Annotated in this window: 19 protein-coding genes; 4 read left to right on the top strand and 15 right to left on the bottom strand. The window is 30.5% G+C overall.

Going from position 1 to position 21,350, the window contains the following annotated elements; translation table 11 throughout:
- Positions 1–20 precede the first annotated feature (20 nt).
- From atpB to HXZ74_RS15630, 3 genes are all read right to left on the bottom strand, one after another.
- On the bottom strand, positions 21–1,154 hold the full coding sequence (gene atpB, locus HXZ74_RS15620) for a F0F1 ATP synthase subunit A (RefSeq protein WP_280063225.1): 1,134 nt from the start codon (positions 1,152–1,154) through the stop codon (positions 21–23).
- A 78-nt stretch (positions 1,155–1,232) separates the two neighbouring features.
- Complete coding sequence (locus HXZ74_RS15625; protein WP_038335112.1) at positions 1,233–1,613, bottom strand: hypothetical protein; 381 nt, start codon at positions 1,611–1,613, stop codon at positions 1,233–1,235.
- 5 nt (positions 1,614–1,618) lie between these two features.
- Entirely contained in the window at positions 1,619–1,834 is a 216-nt protein-coding gene (locus tag HXZ74_RS15630; RefSeq protein ID WP_125350592.1) for an AtpZ/AtpI family protein, read from the bottom strand.
- Positions 1,835–1,866: 32 nt separating this feature from the next.
- Between HXZ74_RS15630 and dusB the strand changes: the two genes are divergently transcribed.
- On the top strand, positions 1,867–2,862 hold the full coding sequence (gene dusB / locus HXZ74_RS15635; protein ID WP_280037247.1) for a tRNA dihydrouridine synthase DusB: 996 nt from the start codon (positions 1,867–1,869) through the stop codon (positions 2,860–2,862).
- A 78-nt stretch (positions 2,863–2,940) separates the two neighbouring features.
- Here dusB and HXZ74_RS15640 read toward each other — a convergent pair whose 3' ends face one another.
- The 12 genes from HXZ74_RS15640 to folE all read right to left on the bottom strand — a co-directional run bounded on the left by HXZ74_RS15640 (position 2,941) and on the right by folE (position 18,706).
- On the bottom strand, positions 2,941–3,237 hold the full coding sequence (locus HXZ74_RS15640; protein WP_038335098.1) for a hypothetical protein: 297 nt from the start codon (positions 3,235–3,237) through the stop codon (positions 2,941–2,943).
- A 91-nt stretch (positions 3,238–3,328) separates the two neighbouring features.
- The gene (locus HXZ74_RS15645; RefSeq protein WP_219035384.1) at positions 3,329–3,766 is read right to left on the bottom strand and encodes a DoxX family membrane protein; all 438 of its coding nucleotides are present in this window, start codon (positions 3,764–3,766) and stop codon (positions 3,329–3,331) included.
- An 82-nt stretch (positions 3,767–3,848) separates the two neighbouring features.
- The gene (locus HXZ74_RS15650) at positions 3,849–4,910 is read right to left on the bottom strand and encodes a DUF2891 domain-containing protein (RefSeq protein WP_286476265.1); all 1,062 of its coding nucleotides are present in this window, start codon (positions 4,908–4,910) and stop codon (positions 3,849–3,851) included.
- A gap of 76 nt (positions 4,911–4,986) precedes the next feature.
- The gene (locus tag HXZ74_RS15655; protein ID WP_280037251.1) at positions 4,987–7,515 is read right to left on the bottom strand and encodes a TonB-dependent receptor; all 2,529 of its coding nucleotides are present in this window, start codon (positions 7,513–7,515) and stop codon (positions 4,987–4,989) included.
- Positions 7,516–7,521: 6 nt separating this feature from the next.
- Complete coding sequence (locus tag HXZ74_RS15660; protein ID WP_185144215.1) at positions 7,522–8,379, bottom strand: GLPGLI family protein; 858 nt, start codon at positions 8,377–8,379, stop codon at positions 7,522–7,524.
- A gap of 51 nt (positions 8,380–8,430) precedes the next feature.
- Positions 8,431–8,640, bottom strand: coding sequence for a hypothetical protein (locus HXZ74_RS15665; RefSeq protein ID WP_219033824.1), 210 nt, complete (start codon positions 8,638–8,640; stop codon positions 8,431–8,433).
- A 79-nt stretch (positions 8,641–8,719) separates the two neighbouring features.
- A complete protein-coding gene (locus HXZ74_RS15670; protein WP_286476267.1) occupies positions 8,720–9,745 on the bottom strand; it encodes an alpha/beta hydrolase in 1,026 nt (341 codons plus the stop codon).
- Positions 9,746–9,856: 111 nt separating this feature from the next.
- Complete coding sequence (locus HXZ74_RS15675) at positions 9,857–11,785, bottom strand: putative porin (protein ID WP_280063229.1); 1,929 nt, start codon at positions 11,783–11,785, stop codon at positions 9,857–9,859.
- A 107-nt stretch (positions 11,786–11,892) separates the two neighbouring features.
- On the bottom strand, positions 11,893–13,329 hold the full coding sequence (locus tag HXZ74_RS15680; protein ID WP_280063230.1) for a RagB/SusD family nutrient uptake outer membrane protein: 1,437 nt from the start codon (positions 13,327–13,329) through the stop codon (positions 11,893–11,895).
- A gap of 11 nt (positions 13,330–13,340) precedes the next feature.
- Positions 13,341–16,400 carry a SusC/RagA family TonB-linked outer membrane protein gene (locus tag HXZ74_RS15685; protein WP_280063231.1) on the bottom strand — a complete coding sequence of 1,020 codons (3,060 nt, stop codon included), beginning with the start codon at positions 16,398–16,400 and terminating at the stop codon, positions 13,341–13,343.
- Positions 16,401–16,538: 138 nt separating this feature from the next.
- Complete coding sequence (gene cysS, locus HXZ74_RS15690) at positions 16,539–18,011, bottom strand: cysteine--tRNA ligase (RefSeq protein WP_280063232.1); 1,473 nt, start codon at positions 18,009–18,011, stop codon at positions 16,539–16,541.
- 17 nt (positions 18,012–18,028) lie between these two features.
- On the bottom strand, positions 18,029–18,706 hold the full coding sequence (gene folE, locus HXZ74_RS15695; protein WP_114997904.1) for a GTP cyclohydrolase I FolE: 678 nt from the start codon (positions 18,704–18,706) through the stop codon (positions 18,029–18,031).
- A 99-nt stretch (positions 18,707–18,805) separates the two neighbouring features.
- Between folE and hutH the strand changes: the two genes are divergently transcribed.
- From hutH to HXZ74_RS15710, 3 genes are all read left to right on the top strand, one after another.
- A complete protein-coding gene (gene hutH, locus HXZ74_RS15700; RefSeq protein WP_407932368.1) occupies positions 18,806–20,353 on the top strand; it encodes a histidine ammonia-lyase in 1,548 nt (515 codons plus the stop codon).
- Between the two features lie 171 nt (positions 20,354–20,524).
- Positions 20,525–20,872, top strand: a complete 348-nt coding sequence (locus HXZ74_RS15705; protein ID WP_280063233.1) for a hypothetical protein — start codon at positions 20,525–20,527, stop codon at positions 20,870–20,872.
- 7 nt (positions 20,873–20,879) lie between these two features.
- A complete protein-coding gene (locus HXZ74_RS15710) occupies positions 20,880–21,260 on the top strand; it encodes a ribosomal maturation YjgA family protein (RefSeq protein ID WP_286476269.1) in 381 nt (126 codons plus the stop codon).
- Positions 21,261–21,350: the final 90 nt, after the last annotated feature.

The following is a 21,350-nucleotide window of genomic DNA, read 5'->3' on the forward strand; positions in this document are numbered from 1 at the left end:
TTGTTTTTTATATTCTATTCTTAATGATGATCGTGTTCTGCTACTGCTGTTCCGATGAATAACGAAACTAACATTGTAAATACGAACGCTTGTAATGCCGCTACTAATAACTCTAAACAGTAGATGAATAACGCTAATGGAATAGATCCACCTGCCATAGCTTCTGTTTGGAAAATAAAGATTAACGAAATTAACGACATAATGATGATGTGACCTGCTGTAATGTTCGCAAATAAACGAATCATTAAGGCGAAAGGTTTTGTAATAATCCCGATTAACTCAATTGGAGCTAAGATCAATTTTACTGGAACCGGTACACCTGGCATCCATAACATATGTCCCCAGTAACCTTTGTTTCCTGAGAAATTAATTACGATTAATGCGATTAATGCTAATACAAATGTAACTGCGATATTACCTGTAACGTTAGCTGCACCTGGTAACAATCCTAATAAATTGTTGATCCAAATGAAGAAAAATAACGTTAATAAATAAGGCATAAATTTCGCGTATTTTTTCTCACCAATATTTGGAATTGCTACTTCATCACGAACAAAAATAATAATTGGCTCGATGAATCCTGCAATACCTTTTGGTACCATATTTCCTTTTTTGTAGTTTGATGCAACTGCAAAGAAAACTAAGATTAAAATCACGAAAGAGATTAACATTGATGTTACGTTTTTCGTAATAGAAAAATCTAATGGTTTTTCATTTTCTAAATGAATAGCTCCTTTTTCGTCTACGTGAGGTTTGATTGTACCTTGCGCATCTGTTTTGTAGATTTTTTCGTGGTAGTTGATGTAGTAGTTTCCGTTACTTTCAACAACCGCTTCGTTGTGGTGAAATTTAGAAGACATAAAAACTTGTAAACCATTATCCCATAAAATAACAGGTAATGCAACTCCTACACTTTTTTCTCCTTCTCCCCATAAATGCCAATCGTGTGCATCTGCAATGTGGTGCATGATACCTGGCACTGGGTTAAATGTAGATTCGCCAGATTTCACTTTAGCAGCTTCCTCTTGACTTTTTACTTGCTCACTTTTAATTAACTCCTCAAACGTTTTTGGAAGACTTTCGTGCGGAACCGCTGTAGAGGCGAATCCGAAATTGAAAAGTAATAAAAACGCTAATAACGCTGAAAATTTCATGTATAATTCCTTTGTTTCTAAATTGCGTGCAAAATTATAGTAAATTAACCACTTACCAAAGTCAAATGCTAAAAATCATTAAACTTTTTTTAACTTTAAATTAATTAAGCGAATAAACACTAAAACTTCGGCTAGCAAAATTACAAAATAACTTATAATTAATTGCACAACATTTGATTTAATTTGTTCATTCACAACAATCAATGCTAATACAATTGCCATCTTCGCTATCATCCCTCCCATAAAGGCAAAACCAACATATTCTGGAAACTTTATCTTCACAAAACATCCAACTTGCAAAATTATTAACGTAATTAATCCAATTATTAAATACATTTTTGGAACAATTAGCGGATTTTCGCTAAAATTATAATGCACAACAATTGCGTAATGAATACCACAAAAAATTGCTACCATTGCAATAAAAGAAAGTGCTAAAAGAATAAATTTCTTAATCATTAAAATTATTTTTTCGGTAATTGCTTCAACATCAAATATAATCCTGCAAAAACTCCCAGCAAAGATAAGCCAGCCGTCCATAATGGCTTGTCTGTTTCCATTTTTTTATCCAAAAAAGTTCCTAACCAAGCAAATAACGCAATCGTTACCGCCATCTGTATTCCCATCCCAGAAAACTTTAAATATTGATTTACACCTTCGGTCTTTCGTTCTTCTTTCATAAGTTTTATGTAATTTTGCAAAAAATTATTTCGTGGTAAAGATAGGAAACATAGAATTACCAGACTTCCCTTTATTGCTTGCACCAATGGAAGATGTGAGTGATCCGCCATTTCGTCGCCTATGCAAAATGCATGGTGCAGACTTGATGTATACAGAGTTTATTTCTTCTGAAGGATTGATTCGTGATGCAATAAAAAGTCGTCAAAAATTAGATATTTTTGATTACGAACGTCCAATTGGTATTCAAATTTTTGGTGGAGATGAAGAGGCAATGGCGATGTCAGCTAAAATTGTTGAAACTGTTCAACCAGATATTGTTGATATTAACTTTGGATGTCCCGTAAAAAAAGTAGTTTGTAAAGGCGCAGGAGCTGGTGTTTTAAAAGATATAGATTTGATGGTACGTTTGACAAAATCTGTTGTTGAAAGTACACATTTACCAGTTACTGTAAAAACACGTTTGGGTTGGGATTCTGACTCAATTAACATTTATGAAGTTGCAGAACGTTTGCAAGAAACAGGTATCAAAGCATTGTCAATTCACGGACGTACGCGTACGCAGATGTATAAAGGACAAGCAAATTGGGAACCGATTGCAAAAGTGAAAGCGAACCCAAATATTGAGATTCCGATTTTTGGAAATGGAGATATTGATTCGCCGCAAAAAGCGATTGAATACAAAGAAAAATACGGTGTAGATGGTGTGATGATTGGTCGTGCAGCGATTGGTTATCCTTGGATTTTCGAGCAAATTAAACATTATCGAGAAACAGGTGAATTGTTACCAGAACCAACAATCGTAGAACGAATGGAAGCGGCTAAAAACCATTTAAATTGGGCGATTGACTGGAAAGGTGAACGTACTGGAATTTTGGAAACGCGTATGCATTATACCAATTATTTCAAAGGAATTCCAAATTTCAAACCTTATCGTACAAAATTAGTCACACAAGATAATCTTGTTGATTTGATGCAAACTTTCGAAGAAATCGAAAAAGAATTTATTCCAACATTAGAAGAAATTTAATCGTTAGAAATAATTCATTAATATAAAAAAATCCACCAAAAAACTTGGTGGATTTTTCATTTAAACTTGAGACTATAATTAATTACAATTATCTACAAGCAACACTTCTTCTGGATTCAGCGTATCATATTTCATCAATACAACTTCATCCACATCTGCTCTAGATCGTAAAGTAACTTCATAAACTTCATCATTTACAGGATATTGTATCGTTGCTTTCGGACGTTTAAATGTTCCGCTAGTTTCCACAACAACACCTTCTACGCATTTCCCAGTTTTAGCCAATTGATCTTCTAATTGACTTTTCGAATATTGACTAAATCCGAATGCTGCAAGACCTAAAATTGCGATGACGATATAAAAATATTTTTTCATAGAATTAAAATTTAATGTTTCGTATTAGTTTTGTTTGAAACAAATTTAGATTCAATTCTATCGTTATAAAATCCCTATTATTAGCTAATTTTCAATCTACAACATTTTTATTAATCATTAATTGATCAATACTAAATAAATACTGAGATTGTACAGCAAGTAAAAGTGCTGCTGTCGCACTTGTCCAAACAGAATAATCAAAAGTAGCTTTTACACCAAAGGCAATAGACATAGCTAATGCAAAAATTGTTAAAAGTAAAAATGTACCTAGTGCTGTAATCCTTGTTTTAAATCCTATTAATAATAAAATAGAAAATAGAATTTCTAAAAATGTCGCACCATAGGCTCCTAATTCACTTAAATATTTTGGAAGAAAAAAAGTTAACGTACGAGTATAATCTTCAAAAGATGCCCAATTCCCCCAAGACACGTTTTCAGTCCAAATTCCAAAACGGTCAGCAACTGCTGAAAGCATGGAAAAAGCCAAAGCTATTCTTAAAAAAAGCTGAGGAAGTCCTTGTTTTGTCATAAGTATAAATTATTATATACGACAAAACTAAATTAATGCTTCTTCAAAAATCTTAAACTAGATTAAGAAAGATTATTCGTAACTATTTTTCTGTTTCATGCTTCGTTTTCAGCGCATAAAGTGCAAAAGTTCCCAACCAATGACTTCCCATATAATCGTCATTTGTAATATTATTTAAGGAATAATTGAGATGATTTTGCGCAATTTTATTCAAATGTTTTAACTCTGGCAATTTATGTTCGATTTGATACAAAGCCGTTGCACGACTAAAATTCAATCCATCCAAATGCACCAAATGTCCATCTGTACGATCCGAAACTACACCAGGTTTCAAGTCAAAATTCTTTTTTTGTAACTGAGGCAAAAATCCTTTCAGCCATTTTTTATATTCATCATGCGGATGAATTTTAGACATCAACAAAGCTTCTTCCAAACAAGCAGAAAGAAAATCTGATCCACTTGGTTCGAAAGCAATATTGCAACTTTTATCTTTTAAATAAAGACGATTAGCATTATCAATAATCACTTTTTCGAATGTTTTATCATTCACAGAACGTGCATAATCTATCGCTAAACTCAAACCAAACGCCGTATTGTCATGCGTTCCTGTACGAATTGGATAAACCAATTTCGGCAAATATTCTTTGTATCGAACAATAATCAAATCACTCAAAGGTTTCAGATTTTTTGCCCAAACTTGTGCATCTTTATCTTGCCAATTATTCAATTCCATTTGCAATTGTAACAACCATGCCCAACCATAAGTACGTTCGAAATTCTTGTTATTTTTATCATTGAAAAAGGCCATTTCGACCGCAACATTTTCTGCTGTAATCAATTGATTTAACTCATTTCTAACCTGATTATTTTGATCCAATTCAGGAAAATCTTTCATCAATTTCACAATCGACCAAAATCCATGTACAGACGAATGCCAATCAAAACAACCATAAAAAATTGGACGCAACTGCTTTGGCGTTTTCAAATCCTGATCACTTCCCAAAACATTTCCTAGTTTATTAGGATACTCAGTCTTGATACAATGCGTTGGTAATTCAAATATTTTTTTGGCTTGATCTAAGTGTAATTCTTGCGCAAAAACTGTAGATGATATAAAGGTTGATAAGATAATAAATCGTTTCATGAAGATTGTTTTTACTAAGATAGAAATTATTCTTTGCTTATACCAAGTTGATGATAATTCTACTAAAAATAGTCTTTTATAAATTAAATCTTATACCTCCCATTAAATATCCAGATAAAGTTTTAAGATTTACGTAACCTTGATAATCTGTTGTAGAAATATTTTTTAACATAGAATTTTGATTAAGATTAATAAAATTAAATCCTTGAATAAATAGATCAAAATTTTTTAATTTATAATCAATTTCAGTGTAAAAGTTCCAGTTTGTATTTTTTATTACTTCTATATTTTTAATAATTTGATTATCATTTAAAACTCCTACTTTAATTTTAGCATTCTTGTAATTGTAAGTAACTCCAAAATCATTTTTTATAGTAAATATATTTTGTCTATCAATTTTCTTATTATCATTAACAAACACTTGGAATGTGTTTTTATAATAAACTTGTAAATTTGACTTAAATCTTGATGTAAAATTAGTTTTTAGATTAAAATTAGTTGAATAAAGATTATTTAATTCATTATTAATTTTCTGAACATTTTCTGTATAATTAAGAATTCCATTCGCTTTAAAAGCTATGGGAATTTTATTAAAAATATAATCATAATTAATAAAAAGTAACAAATTATCTGTTTGTTCTGCCTTAAAAAACGCTTTGTAAATTAAATTATTTTGATAACGTATATCTTCAGCTATATCATTTTTATTTTGATCATAACTTACATTTACAAAAAATGTTCTTCCTTTACTTAGATTTAGTTTTAAATAATTTATCGACACACTGTTTGTTCTTTTTATAAATAGTTCGTCTATTGATGATTGGTCTAATATTGTTAAATAATCTACTCTTCTTTCGTAGGTATTTAGAAAATCTAAAGTTGGAATTCCGGCATCTAAATAGGAATACTTTAAGGTTAATTTTCCTCCTTTATTTAATGTATATGCAAGAGATACTACTGGAGAAATACTAAAATTTTGTTCTAATGATTTTTGATTAGAATTATAGTAATTAACAATTAAACTTGAAGATATTAAAAGATTTTTATTGTATAAATAACTAAACACACCTCCTATTACTGCATTAAACAATCTATTTTCTTCTTTATTTTTTTGATTTATTAAGGTTGATAAATTATAATTTTGTAATGATGTATTGGTATAATAATTATATGTAAATTTATTTTTTGAAGATTTTACTGAGTACCCGATTTTATAAAGATTAAATTTTGATTGGTTCGTATTAATTTCTTCTTGTTCTGTTATTAGATAATTTTTTGTTTGAGAATTAAAATCTAATGTCAATTCTCCCAATAAATTATCATTTAAAACATTAAACCAATTTAATTTCTGAATAAAATTTTGTTCTTTACTATTTTCAGAATATAAATTTTGATTAATATCAGAATCTATTGTGTTTTGAGTATAACCAAATTTTGAATCTAATACTACGTAATTATTTTTGTTAATTTTCCAATCCAAATTGAATACATTTTGAACAAAATAGGGTTTTTCATCAATTTGCTGAATTTCATTTAATTTGAAAATCCCATAATTTTTGTATGTATCTTGTCTTTTAATCGAAGTATTAAAATCAAATAAAGTATAATTTTTAATTAATAATTTGTCGTTAATTTTCTGATTATAATTTAGTGATGAAAAGAAGTTTTTACGATCATAAAAATTCCGTTGTTCTCTAAGAAAACTGGGAATATCCTTTTCATCTATTTTAGACACACCATTACCATTTCTTTTAATGGTTTGGTTCAACTCAAAATAATCTTCCATCGTCATAGCGACTTCTCCTATTGTATTGTAATGATTGATAAAAGCGATATTGCCTTTTTTATTGAAATTGAATAAGTTTATTCTATTATTTGTATTAAAATCATTACCTAACGCAAAAGAAGCGTTCCCAGATATTGTATTTTGATAATTTTCTTTTAGTTTAATATTTAATACTTTTTTTCCTCCAGAACTAAAGCTTTTTAATATATCATTAGGTTGGTAATTAGAAATCAAATCAATACCTTCTATCATTTCATCGGTAATATTCTTTGTTGCTAATTGATGTTTGTTTCCAAAAAATTCTGCACCATCAATCAAAATATTATCCATTTTTTTACCTTGATAATATACTACGCCATTTTCATCAATTTGCAATCCAGGCAACTTTTCTATTAAGTCGCCTAAAGTTCTTTCATTACCAGTTCTTATTGCTGCTAAATTATATTGTATAGTATCTTCTTTTACTTTACCAAAGCTTTTGTTGTTAATAATTACTTCTTCTAATTTAACAAGTTCTTCTGATAAAAATATTTCGATAGATTTACCTTCATTTAGTTCGATATTTTCTTGATATTGAGAATAATTAAGCACATTAACTTTTAGTGTATATACTCCTTTTTCTAAATTGATAAAATTAAAAAAACCTTGACTATTTGTTTTTTTAAAACCTTTAAACGTATCGTCTAAAAATAACTGAACCACTGCATTATGTAGTGGTTCGGAGTTATTATCTTTTACATAACCATTTATAGACAAATTTTGAGCAAATAGTAACGAACTGATGAAAAAAAAGAACTTAAAATAAACTATTTTTTTCATCTATTTTTATTCACTTTTAATAACGATTCTATTTGTTTTTACACCTGACGAATTTTCTATTTTTGATGAAATAGAAGACTGCTTCAGTTCTTCCATTTTCTTTGAATACTCTTGCGTCGTTAAGACATTAGAAAATGATGGAAGCTGTATTTCTTTTTCTGCTTTATTAATAGATTTTAAAGTAATGTATTTCTTATCTGTTTCTACTTCTACTATTAATCCTGGTAAACCATTAAAAATTTCAGGCCCATCTGTTATTGCTATCTCAGAAAGATACCATGCCGTAACTTGTCCTAATTTAGGGTCATCCAAAGTCGCTTTTTGGGCAGTATATCCTCCAACTGATTTTGTTTCATTGGTAATTTTCCATAAATTTTGCAAATCACTCTTTTGCATTACTGTAAGTTTTTCGCCTTTTATTTCAGTTGTTTTATAGATAGTTGATGTTTCCAAATTTTTATAAAATACATCACTTACAAATGAAATGGTCGTGTTTTTTACAATTCTTTTGTTTCCGTTCGTATTTTCTACTTGGTTATTGTTTTTATCATCTTCAGTTGCTAAAGTCTTATAAATAGATTCATTTCCATTTGTTTCCAAAACACTGTATCTTGGCTTAGACAGTCTATCTTTTATCATTTGCTGTGCATGCACTGGTAATTGTGCAACCTTGGCCTCATCTATTTTTACTGTTTCTACATATTCTATTGTATAAGAATTTTTGATAATCCCAATATTTTGTTTATCATTTTTCATTTTAATTTCATTAGTAGAAATACTATTTGAATTTAATTCATTTTCTGTTAAAGCTTTCTTATCTGAACATCCGTTCATTAACGTTAAAATAACTAATACTGTATACATTTTCATTGTTTTTTATTAAAGGCCCTTAAAACTATTAGTAGATTAAACTAATTAATCACAGTATATACCTGATTCAAAGTAGTATTCATATTCCCAACTACCATCAGAATAAAGAGTAAATGACTCTTCCTCATACTCATAGTAATAACAATCATCAATTAATGATGTAATTTCAGAATTATCATTTTTTAATTCTACCTCATTTGCCATTGCAAAAGTTCCAAAAAGTGCAAAAGCACTTGCTAATAAGATTTTTCTCATGCTTAAATTTTAAAATGTTAATAAATTAGTATTGATCAATATTCTAAAACTATAAATAAATAACAAAAAAAACAAATTATTATAGATTTAAGAATTTTTCTAACTCTTCTTTTGCTTGTAAACTTTCAGGAAAATTTTTCACATTTTGTTCAAAAAACTGTTTTGCTAAATCATTTTTCTTTTGTTTTACCAGATAATTTGCAACATTATTGATATACGTTTCTGTTGGTTGAAAAGAATAATTCAATTTTCTAGAAATCGTTTCAAAAGAATCCTTCACCAAATTTGGTTGATTCGGAATCTCTTTAATATTCACACGATAACCATCAAACTGCCAACGCAAATAATCAATCGAGCCAATCATCGGAACCGAACCATGTTCTTCGTCAATATATTGTTTGTAATGATAATTCAATGATTTATTCTTTGATGATTTCAAACGTTCGTCCACCTTTTTTATACTTTGATAATGGTCTCGTAAATGATCTGCATTTTGACTTTCACCAACTTGTGTTATCATGAAGAATCGATTCTCGAAAGAATGATTTTCTAAATTTTGATAAAGATTCAATAATTCTTTGTCATTAAACCAAACACTTGGATCGTGCGCAACATATCCATTGAAAGTTTTGGGATGGTTGTACAAGGTTTTCAACGCAAAATATCCACCTAAAGAATGTCCAATTAACAAACGAAAATCATTCACACGATAATTTTTCTGCATAAAAGGAAACAATTCATTTTGAATAAAATTCAGAAAATTAACATCATTTACATGTGTAAAATCTTTTGTTCGATCACCATTTTTATTCGTAATTCCGACAATGATCGATTCAGACATTTCTGGATAAAATCCCGATTGAAACTTAGAAACTACGCCTGTTAAAAACGTAAAATTAGATTCGGCATCTAACACATAAATCACAGGATAATTTACTTTTTGAAGTTTATTATTATAATACGATTCGGGAAGATTCACCCAAATTTCTCGTTCAGTATTTAAGATTTTGGAATTTATTTTTTGGATTTCAGCAATTGATAATTTCTCTTGAGAAAAACCGATTTGAGAGAAAATCAAACAAAATAAAAGTAGGAATTTTTTCATGTATAAAATTTTTCTAAAAATAACTATTTAGAATTATTCTACACAAATGATTTTAGACAAAAAAAAACGACCTCATCTTGAAGTCGTTTTTCTATATAATTTGTAATTATTTTAACTGAAAATATTCCATTTCAAGCCAAGTTGAAACTTGAAATCTCGGTACGGAACATTTGGCGCTGCAAAATAATCAGGTTGTTTTGTAAACGATGCATTGATATGCTCACCACGAATGTAAAAACGCATATTACGAACCTTGAAATTGATAAAAACATCCAAAATAGGATAACCTCCAATCTCTTGTATACTTGCTGGATCTTGCAATGCAAATTCGTTCAGAATCGGGATGTAACGCAGACCATTATATTTTGTAAAATATGTTGCATTAATACCAGCTTGCAGTTGAGCATTCTTGTTGAATAATTCTCCTTGCCAATACAATGTTTCACGAATCAAGAAATCTGGCAAAGGCATATACTCTTCGTTTTTCGTTACTTTTTGATATTGCGCTGTCGAAACTAAATTAATCTTTCCGAAACGTAAATGATTTTCACCTTTTATCTTGAAATAATTGATATTATCCGCCAATTGCTCATAATTCAAAATATCATTCAAATACACTTTATTGTCAATATTATAAATTGAGGCTTCTAACGTCGTGTTGACTTTATCTAACTTTAATTTTGCAAATAAATTTTGAACATTTTCAGTTTCAAATTGATTAACGTAATTAAAATTATTAAAGAAACTTTGATTATAAACCGCATTCAACGAAGGAAGTTTTGACTGAATAACCGCTCCTGCGCTCAATGTATAACCTTCTATCGGCGTCACATCTAAAACTGCATCTACATTATAAACACTTTTGTAATTATCAGATTGCAAATATTCAACATTTCCGTAAAGTTTCAACTTTTCATTCCAATCAAAATCCACTTTTCCAACAACTCCAAAAAGATTTTCCTCTATTTGCTTTGGAACTGCAACAATAGTCATGGCTTGATCAGCAAAAACGCGTAAATTTTGGAATTTAACACCAGCCTCTATCTTCACACGATCTGTCCACTGAAAACCAGCAGTTGTCGTATTGGATAAATCTGTAAAACTCTTTTTACTTCTATAATCCATTCCAGTAATAATCGGCGTAGAATATAAAGTTCCGTTTGGTGACGTATCCTCGTATCGATACTTTTGTTTTTCGTACGAAAATTTATTCTTCAATTCGATTGGATTATAAAAAGTCGAATCTTTTTCATTCATCTTTTTTAAGATTCCGTACGAAGCATTCAATTCAATTCGACGCGCATCAAACTCAGATTTTGCTGTTTGCGAATTCACCGGAATATTACGAACATTCGTCATTCTGCGATCATCTTGCAAAATAAAATCGTTGATATCCTCTATTCCACCGTTTTCATTATTTTTCAGATTTTGTGCTGCATAATTCCACCACAATTTAAAACGTTCTGACTTTGTTTTATAATTTGATGAAAAAACAAAGGTATTATTCTGCGCTTTTTCATGTTTATAACGACCTTCGGAAATTAATCCACGATAATGAAACGTATAATTGAATTGCTTGTTGATATTATGCGAAAATGTCGAAGACAGAAAGTTACCTTCTTTTACCCCATTCTCGTAAATAAACTCAGTATATGGCGTTTTGACATCATAATATTTGATATCATTTGCGTAATAATAGTTGTATTTTTTACCAGTTGGTAACATCGAAGGATTGAATGGTGTATTTTGATACTCCAAATCCACCACTACACCTCCAACATTCGGGAAAAATAATTTTCCGAACGCATCTTTACGAATAAAATTTTGATTATAATAGTTTTTGATACTTAATGTCGTATCCAATACTTCTGGTTTTCTACCATTTGTCCAAAACTTATAATCGTCAATTTTGGTTTTATAATATGTAACCGAATCATTTGTTGATGATCCTTTTAATGGTTTTAAAACTTTTATCGAATCCTCTTGAGCCTGCGCTACAATAGCTCCTAATAAAAATAAACCAATGATTGTTTTTTTCATCCTGTTGAATAAATCCTTACAAAAGTAATCTAAAATTGAGAGATACAAAAAAACCCACTTATTTCTAAGTGGGCAAATGTTATAAAAATGTTTAATTCGTTAGTTTATTACCAACCTGGATATTGCTTCATCTCAGGAGCTCTATCTAATTCTCCAATTGGAATAGGAAAAACAAACAACTTATCATTTGCAGAAACTTCGCAAATATTTCCATTACAATTTGAAGTTTTAACAATAGGCAAATTATTTCTTTTTAAATCATAAAACCTCAGTCCTTCTCCAATAAATTCTTTTTGTTTCTCAGTTAAAATATCAGTAATAATATCATCTCCTTTATAAACTGAACTTTTTCTTGTTAATGCAAACTCGTTTAATAAAGTTAATGCTTCAGACTTTCTTCCTAACTTCGCTAGCGCTTCCATTTTAATGAATAATAGTTCAGTCATACGAAATACTTTTACATTTGCTGTATTAGCCCCTTCAGATGTTGACTGAGGAACCTTTTTTAACCAAACACCTTTTGGATCATCTACAGTAGGAGCTTGAGCTGTTTGAAACAAAGAAAGTCGTACATCTTTAGTACTATTCATAGTATTGTATAAAGATGTTCTCATCATCAACCTTCTTTTAGATGCATTGAAGGTATAATACTGACCAGGATGAGTATTAATTCCTAAATTAGATATAGATGTTTGAGAAATTTCAAAAATTGTTTCTGGTTGATTTTCTAACAAACTTATTTCTTTTGAAGTAAAATAATTAACTAAACCACTAGCTTCTATCATTGAAAAATTTGATGATGACTTTAAAATATCATCAACTAAATCAATTGATTTTTGATAGTCTCCAGACTTACCTCTAGTTAAATATACTTTAGACAACAAATACTTTCCTGCAGTTGCACTTAAATAAATTTTATCCTGACGACTTGAATTAGCCATCCCTTCAATTCCTTCGGTTAAATCTCTAATAATAAAATCATATACTTCATCGATAGTTGACCTACCAACTGTTTTTTGAGGATCGTAAATATCGTTTTTAATAGGAATACCATATTCTTGATTAACACCAGATGTAGGGTTTGGAGAAAAACCTTGTACAAGGTAGAACATTGCTAATGCTCTTGCTATTTTAGCCTCTCCTTTCAAACTTAAGACATTATCATTTATCGGAACATTTGTATCATTCAATACTAAATTGGCTTGCTGAACGACTTCATATAAACCTCTATATTGTCCAAATGGAGAATTACCTGAATGCCACGCAAAAGCAGCAGTATTAACATAGGCTATATCTCCTGCAGCATTCGATACAAAAATATTATCTGATAACAGTTCTCCTTGTATTAAAATATCTGCTCCAAAATTAGATCCACTACCTAATTTTGGATAAATACCTTGCACAACCTGAGCCATTTGATCTTCGTTCTTTAAATTACCATCATAGACGTCCCCTACCTCAGGTATAAGATCAAGTCTATCCTCACTACAAGAACTCAATAGAATAGGTACAATAAATAATAATCTATAAATATGTTTTTTCATTTTTTTATTTTTTAAAAGTCAATAGAAATACCTAATGATACACTTTTCATAATAGGAGATGTGTAATCATACATTCCCTTTCCATAAGCACCTCCTGCTGCATTTGAATTAGACTCAGGATCAAAAGTTAAGTCTTTATCAAAAACATAAATCCATAAGTTTGTTCCTTTTGCATAAATTGTGAAATTATCTATACCCGTACTTTTCTTAAAGAGATCATTAAAACTATATGCAAATTTTATATCTTTTAATCGAATATGATCTCCTTTTCTCAACCAACGAGTAGAAGGCTCATAAGATCCTGTTGTGTTGAATAACATTTGTTTTGGATTATCTGCTTTTGTATTTGTTTCTGTCCAAGAGTTATATAAAACATCTTTAGTTTGATTATAATAAATGCTATTACCATCACTTGTAACATAATTCTGCCAACGATTCATGACAGAAAACTTGAACTGTCCTGTAAAGAATACAGAAAGAGTAAAGCCTTTATATGTGAAATCATTTTTTAAACTTGCTAAATATTTTGGAAATGGAGAATCTTTTTGCCAAATTCTACTTGCTTGACTATATTTACTAGCATTATCTAAAATAACTTTTTCAGTTCTTGATTCATCCTTCCAGATAGTTCCATACCCTGTTGCTTCATCTACTCCAGCCCATTCATATGTATAATATTGTAAGTATTCTTTACCTACACTAAGAGCTCTTAAACTCGATCTATCTATTTGATCAGGATTTGCAAGTTTTGTAACTTTATTTTTATTATAAGAAGCATTTCCATAAATATTCCATCTAAAATGTTCTCCATTTACAGGTAAATAATTAAAACTCAACTCAACTCCTCTATTCGTTATTTCTCCAATATTAGTCAAAAAACTTCCTGGACTTCCATTTTGAGGTGCTATTGGAGTAGTATATATAGCAGATGCTGTTTTTCTTTGATAAGCATCTACTGAAAGTGTTAATTTATCTTTAATAAAACCAAAATCTAGACCTACATTAAACTGTTTACTTACTTCCCAAGCTAAATTATCATTCTTAGCATTACTTAAATAAATTGTAGCATCATCTCCTGTATAACTACTTATTCCTAACAAATTCAATGAATTATACACACTTCCCCATGAGTCCGCATATGGAATATTCCCTATTTCACCATAATTCGCTCTTAAAATCAACTTACTAAAGGGTGATGAATCCCAGTCTTTTGTTACATTCCAAGCCCCTCCTACAGACCAAAATACTCCAGATTTTTTAAACTTTCCTAATGTCGAATTTGAATCTCTTCTTAACTGAGCAGAAAATGTATACTTCCCATCCAAAATATAATTTAATCTTGAAAAGTACGAGATTTGAGTCCATTTTAATACATCTTCATCTGCACTTCTTCTTTCTGTTCCATATGTTAAAAAAGGTCTAGGTTCTGATAATTTACCTACAGATGCTGACGAAATTGTATAATTATGCTCTTGATACTCCATTCCTACATAGGCTTGAATATCATGTCTATCATTCACTTTTTTTCTAAAACTAACAGAATTTTGCCAGTTCCAATCAAAAATATTTGTAAAGGATTGCTGAACTACTCCTCCATATGTTAATCCATCTGCAATACGAGGATCCCAGTACATTTTCTCTTCTAATTTCTGACTTTGTGCTCCAAATAAAGAATACAAATAGAAATCTTTAGCAAACTGCCACTCTCCATTAACGGATCCTAAAAAAGTTTCAATACGACCTTTAGTAAAATCCATCTCCTGAATAGCTAGAGGATTAAAATTACTATTACTAGGTCCTAAATTATCTTGATTATAAGTACCATCTGCATTATATGCTGGATAAATTGGAGATATATACCAATTCGTTAACCAAGGATTTCTATAAGCTCCACCATCATCTATAGAATTTCGTTTAACATTTGTATAATTAACATTTAATCCAAAAGTAAATTTATCTTCTATTTTATGATCAATTGCAGTACTTAAACTCATTCTATCAAAATATGAATTTAAAATCAAAGGATTATTCTCGTAATAAGAAGCTCCAAATCTATAAGAAGTATTCTCTCCTCCTCCTGTCATTGCAAAATTATAAGTCTTAACAGAAGCTGTATTACGTTGAACACGTTTCTGCCAATTTTCATCTGTCACTCCATCATAACTAACAAGAGTTGAAAAAGCCTTTACAGCATCATCCATCGAAGTAAATGATCCTGAATTATATTCCATCAATCCTCCCCACTTAATATATTCAGAAGCACTCATCCATTCTTGCTTATCATAAGCAATAGACTGAAATGCCATATCAGTACCTATATTAAATCTTGTCTTTTGATTATATTTTCCCCTTTTTGTAGTTACAACAATAACTCCATTTGCTCCCCGTGCTCCATACAGAGCTGTAGCTGAAGCATCCTTCAAAACTGCAACAGATTCTATCATATTAGGATCAATAGCTGCTAATGGATTCCATGATTCCATTAAACCTGCATTATCTGAACCTTTACCTACAACAATCCCATCAATTACATATAAGGGATTAGGCGTTCCAATCAAAGAACCTACCCCTCTAATTGTAATAATATTTGTAGATCCAGGATCTCCAGAGTTAGTAGAAAAAACAAGCCCAGATACTCGTCCATTCAACACTTCATCTATTGAAGCAGTTGGAGCTAATTCAAAATCTTCTTTTTTTACAATATCATAAGCTCCAATTTTTTGAGCTGCATCCATCTTGATTCCTCCTACTAAAGTAACAGTATTTAATTCAATACTACTAGATGCTTTTGTAATAAACTTCACATCTCCCAATGTTGTAGAAGTAACTTTTATCGTTTTTTCTTCTCCATTAGAGTCAATAATTTTTAATATATCACCAACTTTGGCGTCTACATTAAAATTTCCTTCCACATCAGTGAATACTGAAGCGCCTGTTCTTGTAACAATCACCTCAACTTCATCCATTGGAAAACCATTCGAGTCTTTTAAGACTCCTTTAACTTGGGCATAAGCCAAACTTCCCATCAAAAACATTGATAGAATGCCCAAAGAAGTAAATCTTCTCCTCATATTGTGTTAATTTTTAGTGCTAATTATTACAAATATGAGAAAAAAACTTAAAATATCTAAATAAATTGTTAAATAAAATAATGTATAATGAAAAAACCCACTTATTTCTAAGTGGGTTAAATATTTTATAAATCTTTCTTAAAAAGTGAAAGTTGTTCCGTCAGCGCCATCTTTTAGTTGGATACCTAATACACTTAATTGATCACGAATCTGATCTGATAAAGCCCAATTTTTATCCACACGTGCCTGATTACGCATTTCGATTAGCATTTTTACTACACCATCTAATTTGTCAGAACTTTCGTTTGCAGCTTCTGTATCCAAACCTAAAACATCATGAACAAAACCATTCATAATCGCCTTTAAGCGCTCTAAATCTTCTGCTGTAATATTCTCAAAACTATCTTTGATTGAATTAATCATTTTTACTGCATCAAATAAATGAGCGATCAATATTGGTGTATTGAAATCATCATCCATTGCAGTGTATAATTTCGCTTCTAATTCATCAATATTAACGGTAGAAGTTTTCTTTGGTGTAATTGTTTCTAATGTTTTTAATGCTTCAACCAAACGATTATATCCTTTTTCTGAAGCTAACATTGCATCATTCGAAATATCTAAAACACTGCGATAATGCGCTTGTAAGAAACAAAAACGTACAACAGCTGGATGAAATGGTTTTTCGAAGAAATCATTTTCACCATTCACTAATTGCATTGGCAAAATGTAATTCCCTGTCGATTTACTCATACGCTGACCATTCATCGTCAACATATTTGCATGCATCCAATATTTTACTGGTTCGTGACCGTTAGAACCTTTTGCTTGCGCAATTTCACATTCGTGGTGAGGGAATTTAAGATCCATTCCACCTCCATGAATATCGAAATAATCTCCAAGATATTTTGTACTCATCACTGTACATTCTAAGTGCCAACCAGGAAAACCATCACCCCAAGGTGAAGCCCAACGCATAATGTGAGCAGGCGAAGCGTTTTTCCAAAGTGCAAAATCAACTGGATTTTTCTTCTCTCCTTGCCCGTCTAAATCTCTTGTATTATTGATTAATTCTTCGATGTTACGGTTACTCAATTCACCATAATCAAGTCCTTTTTTGTTGTAAGCTTCTACATCAAAATAAACTGATCCGTTTACTTCATAAGCAAATCCTAAATCAATTAATTTCTCCGCTAAAGCAATTTGTTCTAAAATATGACCTGTCGCTGTAGGCTCGATTGTTGGAGGTAATAAATTAAATTTCTCTAAAACTTTATGAAAATCAACCGTATATTTCTGTACGATTTCCATTGGTTCTAATTTCTCTAATTTAGATTGTTTTACAAAACGATCATTTTCTACATTTCCGTCATCTGTTAAATGCCCAGCATCCGTAATATTACGAACATAACGAACTTTGTAACCCAAAAATTTTAGGTAACGATAAATCATATCAAATGACATAAACGTACGCACATTCCCAAGATGCACATTACTGTAAACGGTAGGTCCACAAACATACATTCCAACATTATCTTGATTAATTGGTTCGAACGTTTCTTTCTGTCCCGTTAAGGAATTATGTAATTTTAATTGATTTTCTTTTACCATTTTATAGGATTTATATTTTAAACATTGAAAGTAGTTTTCATTCCGATGTACGAAATAAACTCTTTTCTTAATTGCTCATTGTCTTTAAAAGCTCCACCATATTCGGCAGTAACTGTACTTGATTCGATGTCTTTGATTCCGCGCGAATTCACACACAAATGTTTCGCATCAATAATACATGCTACATCATCTGTACCTAACGCTTCTTGCATTGCTTTCACAATTTGCATTGTCAAACGCTCTTGTACTTGCGGACGTTTTGCATAATATTCTACAATACGATTCATTTTAGACAATCCGATTACTTTCCCTTTCGAGATGTAACCTACATGTGCACGTCCAACAATTGGTAAAAAGTGATGCTCGCAAGTCGAATAAACCACGATATCCTTTTCAACCAACATTTGATTGTAGTTATATTTATTTTCGAAAGTTGACATTCCAGGCTTACGCTCTGGCAATAAACCACCAAAAATTTCTTTTACGAACATTTTCGCAACACGTTTTGGCGTTCCTTTCAAACTATCATCTGTTAAATCTAAGCCTAAAGTTTCCATGATGTTACGGAAATCCGCTTCTATCTTTTCCACTTTTTCTTCAGCAGACAACTCAAAGGCATCAGCTCTCAAAGGCGTTTCTAAGTTTGCTGAAATATGGTCGTCCCCCATTTCGTCATGAAGATGTTTATCACACATTACATAAAAATTTCTGCAAATTTATAAAAGATAGTGTTATAAAACCTTATCAAATCTCAATTATTCCATCTGAAATGATTTCTATCTTTTATCAAATCAATGAAAAGATTATCTTTGAAGTATCACAAATTCGAAAAAATGATCAAGAAAACTTACGGTATCGATTTTCTTTCGTTCGAGGATTACAAAGGAATCAAAGAAGGAAACATCGAAATTGAACTTAATGAAGCGAGTAAACAACAAATCTTAAAATCGCAACAAAATGTTGCTAAAATAGTTGCTTCTGGACAAACAGTTTATGGAATTAATACTGGTTTTGGACCACTTTGCGACACTAAAATTTCGGAAGAAGAAACGCGTCAACTTCAACATAATTTATTAATCAGTCATGCGGTTGGTGTTGGAAATCCAATCAAGAAAGAAATTTCTAAAACCATGTTAATTGCAAAAGCACATGCTTTATCAAAAGGATATTCTGGTGTGACTTTAGATGTTGTGGAACGAATTTTATTAATGGTTGAAAAAGATATTATTCCAGTCGTTCCAGAAAAAGGATCTGTTGGAGCATCTGGAGATTTAGCGCCTTTATCACATTTATTTTTGCCATTGATTGGTGAAGGAAAAGTTTGGGATGGCGATACAATTGTTTCGACAAAAGAAGCATTAGCCAAACACAATTTACAACCTTTACACCTTTCTGCGAAAGAAGGTTTGGGATTAATTAATGGAACACAATTCATATTATCTCATGCGTTAAATGGCTTAGAAAAATTCGAATATTTATTGAATTTAGCTGACGTTGCGGGTGCTTTATCACTGGAAGCATACGAAGGTTCGCCTCGTCCATTCGAAGAAGAATTACACCAAGTTCGTCCATTCAAAGGAACTTTATTGGTTGCAGAACGTATGCGAAATTTATTGAAAGGTTCTGAAATTGCTTTCTCTCACGCAGAATGTGGTCGTGTACAAGATCCATATTCATTGCGTTGTATGCCTCAAGTTCATGGCGCATCACGAAATGCATTTTTCCATTTACAAGAATTAGCTGAAATCGAATTAAATTCTGTAACAGATAATCCAATTGTTGTTTCGGACGAAGAAGCTATTTCTGGTGGAAACTTCCACGGACAACCATTAGCAATGGTGTTAGATTACGCAACAATTGCAGCTTCAGAATTAGGAAATATTTCGGATCGTCGTCAATATTTATTGATCGAAGGAAAATATGGTTTACCAAAATTATTAACCGAAAGCTCTGGTTTAAATTCTGGTTTCATGATTCCTCAATATACCTCAGCCGCACTTTGTACAGAAAACAAAACATTGTGTTTCCCTGCATCGGCAGATAGTATTCCGACTTCTTTAGGGCAAGAAGATCACGTTTCGATGGGAAGTATTTCTGGACGAAAATTCAACCAAGTTTTAGACAATGTAGAACGTGTTTTAGCAATCGAATTAATGTATGCTTGTCAAGGTTTAGAATTTAGAAGACCACGTAAAACAAGTGCATTCTTAGAAGAAGTTTTCGCAAAAGTTCGTTCAGTTTGTCCAAAATTAGAAGACGATCGTTTGATTGGAGATGATATCAACAATATTATTGATTTATTACAAACAGATGATTTCAAGAAATTAATTTTAAGTTTCTAAGTTATCCTTGTCATCCAGAGCCTGTCGAAGGATAAGCTATTATAATGTAGATAATTTACTATAATTAGAAAAACTCTTCGACAAGCTCAGAGTGACAATAACAACAACGACAGTCAAGTAAATGTCATTCCGACGAATGGAGGAATCTTTTAAAAATTAGAAATAAAAAGAATGGATATTTTACAAGCTATATTAGATTTTTTCAGTGTTACAAGTTATAAAAGTGATAATTCTAAAAAAGACAAAGCAGTACTTTTTTTAATGATTTCTACTTTTTTATCTATTGCTCTTTTATTTTCTGTAAACTCAATTTATGAAAAAAATAATATTTTACTAATCATAGTTTTATTGATTATTTTCAGTTTAATATTAAGTATTTTAATTATTCTTAGTTTAATCAAATTAAAAATAATTCAACCAACAAACTTTAGTAATTTTATATTATATCTCGTTGGTTTCATATTATTTATTGGAAGTTTAACTTTATTTTTTATTGATTATTTTAAAATTATTAATTAAAAATCTAATGTTCAAATTCGATAAAAAATCATTCATCATAGCAATTATTATCTTTTTGATTGAAGTAATTATTGCGTTGTACATCAAAGACAAAATCATTCGTCCTTTTGTTGGTGATATTTTAGTCGTGATTTTTATTTACTATTTTATCAAAGCATTTATCAACACAAAAGCGATTAACATTGCAATTTTTACGTTGATTTTTTCTTTTATTGTAGAGATTTTACAATATTTCAATTTTGTAGAAATGATTGGCTTAGGACATAACAAAGTGGCTCGAATAATCATCGGAACATCATTTTCGTGGATTGATTTACTATGTTATTTTGTCGGATTTATCCTATTATTTTTTATTGATAAAGATTTGAAGAAAAAAAATGTAATTTGAACGAAATTCCTCGACAAGTTCCTTTAGATTTGAAAATCTTAAATTGTAGTATAAAAAGAAGAGAAAAGAGTTTGAGTACACTATAACGAG

Source organism: Empedobacter sp. R750, from assembly GCF_030324345.1.
Classification (GTDB): Bacteria; Bacteroidota; Bacteroidia; order Flavobacteriales; family Weeksellaceae; genus Empedobacter; species Empedobacter falsenii_C.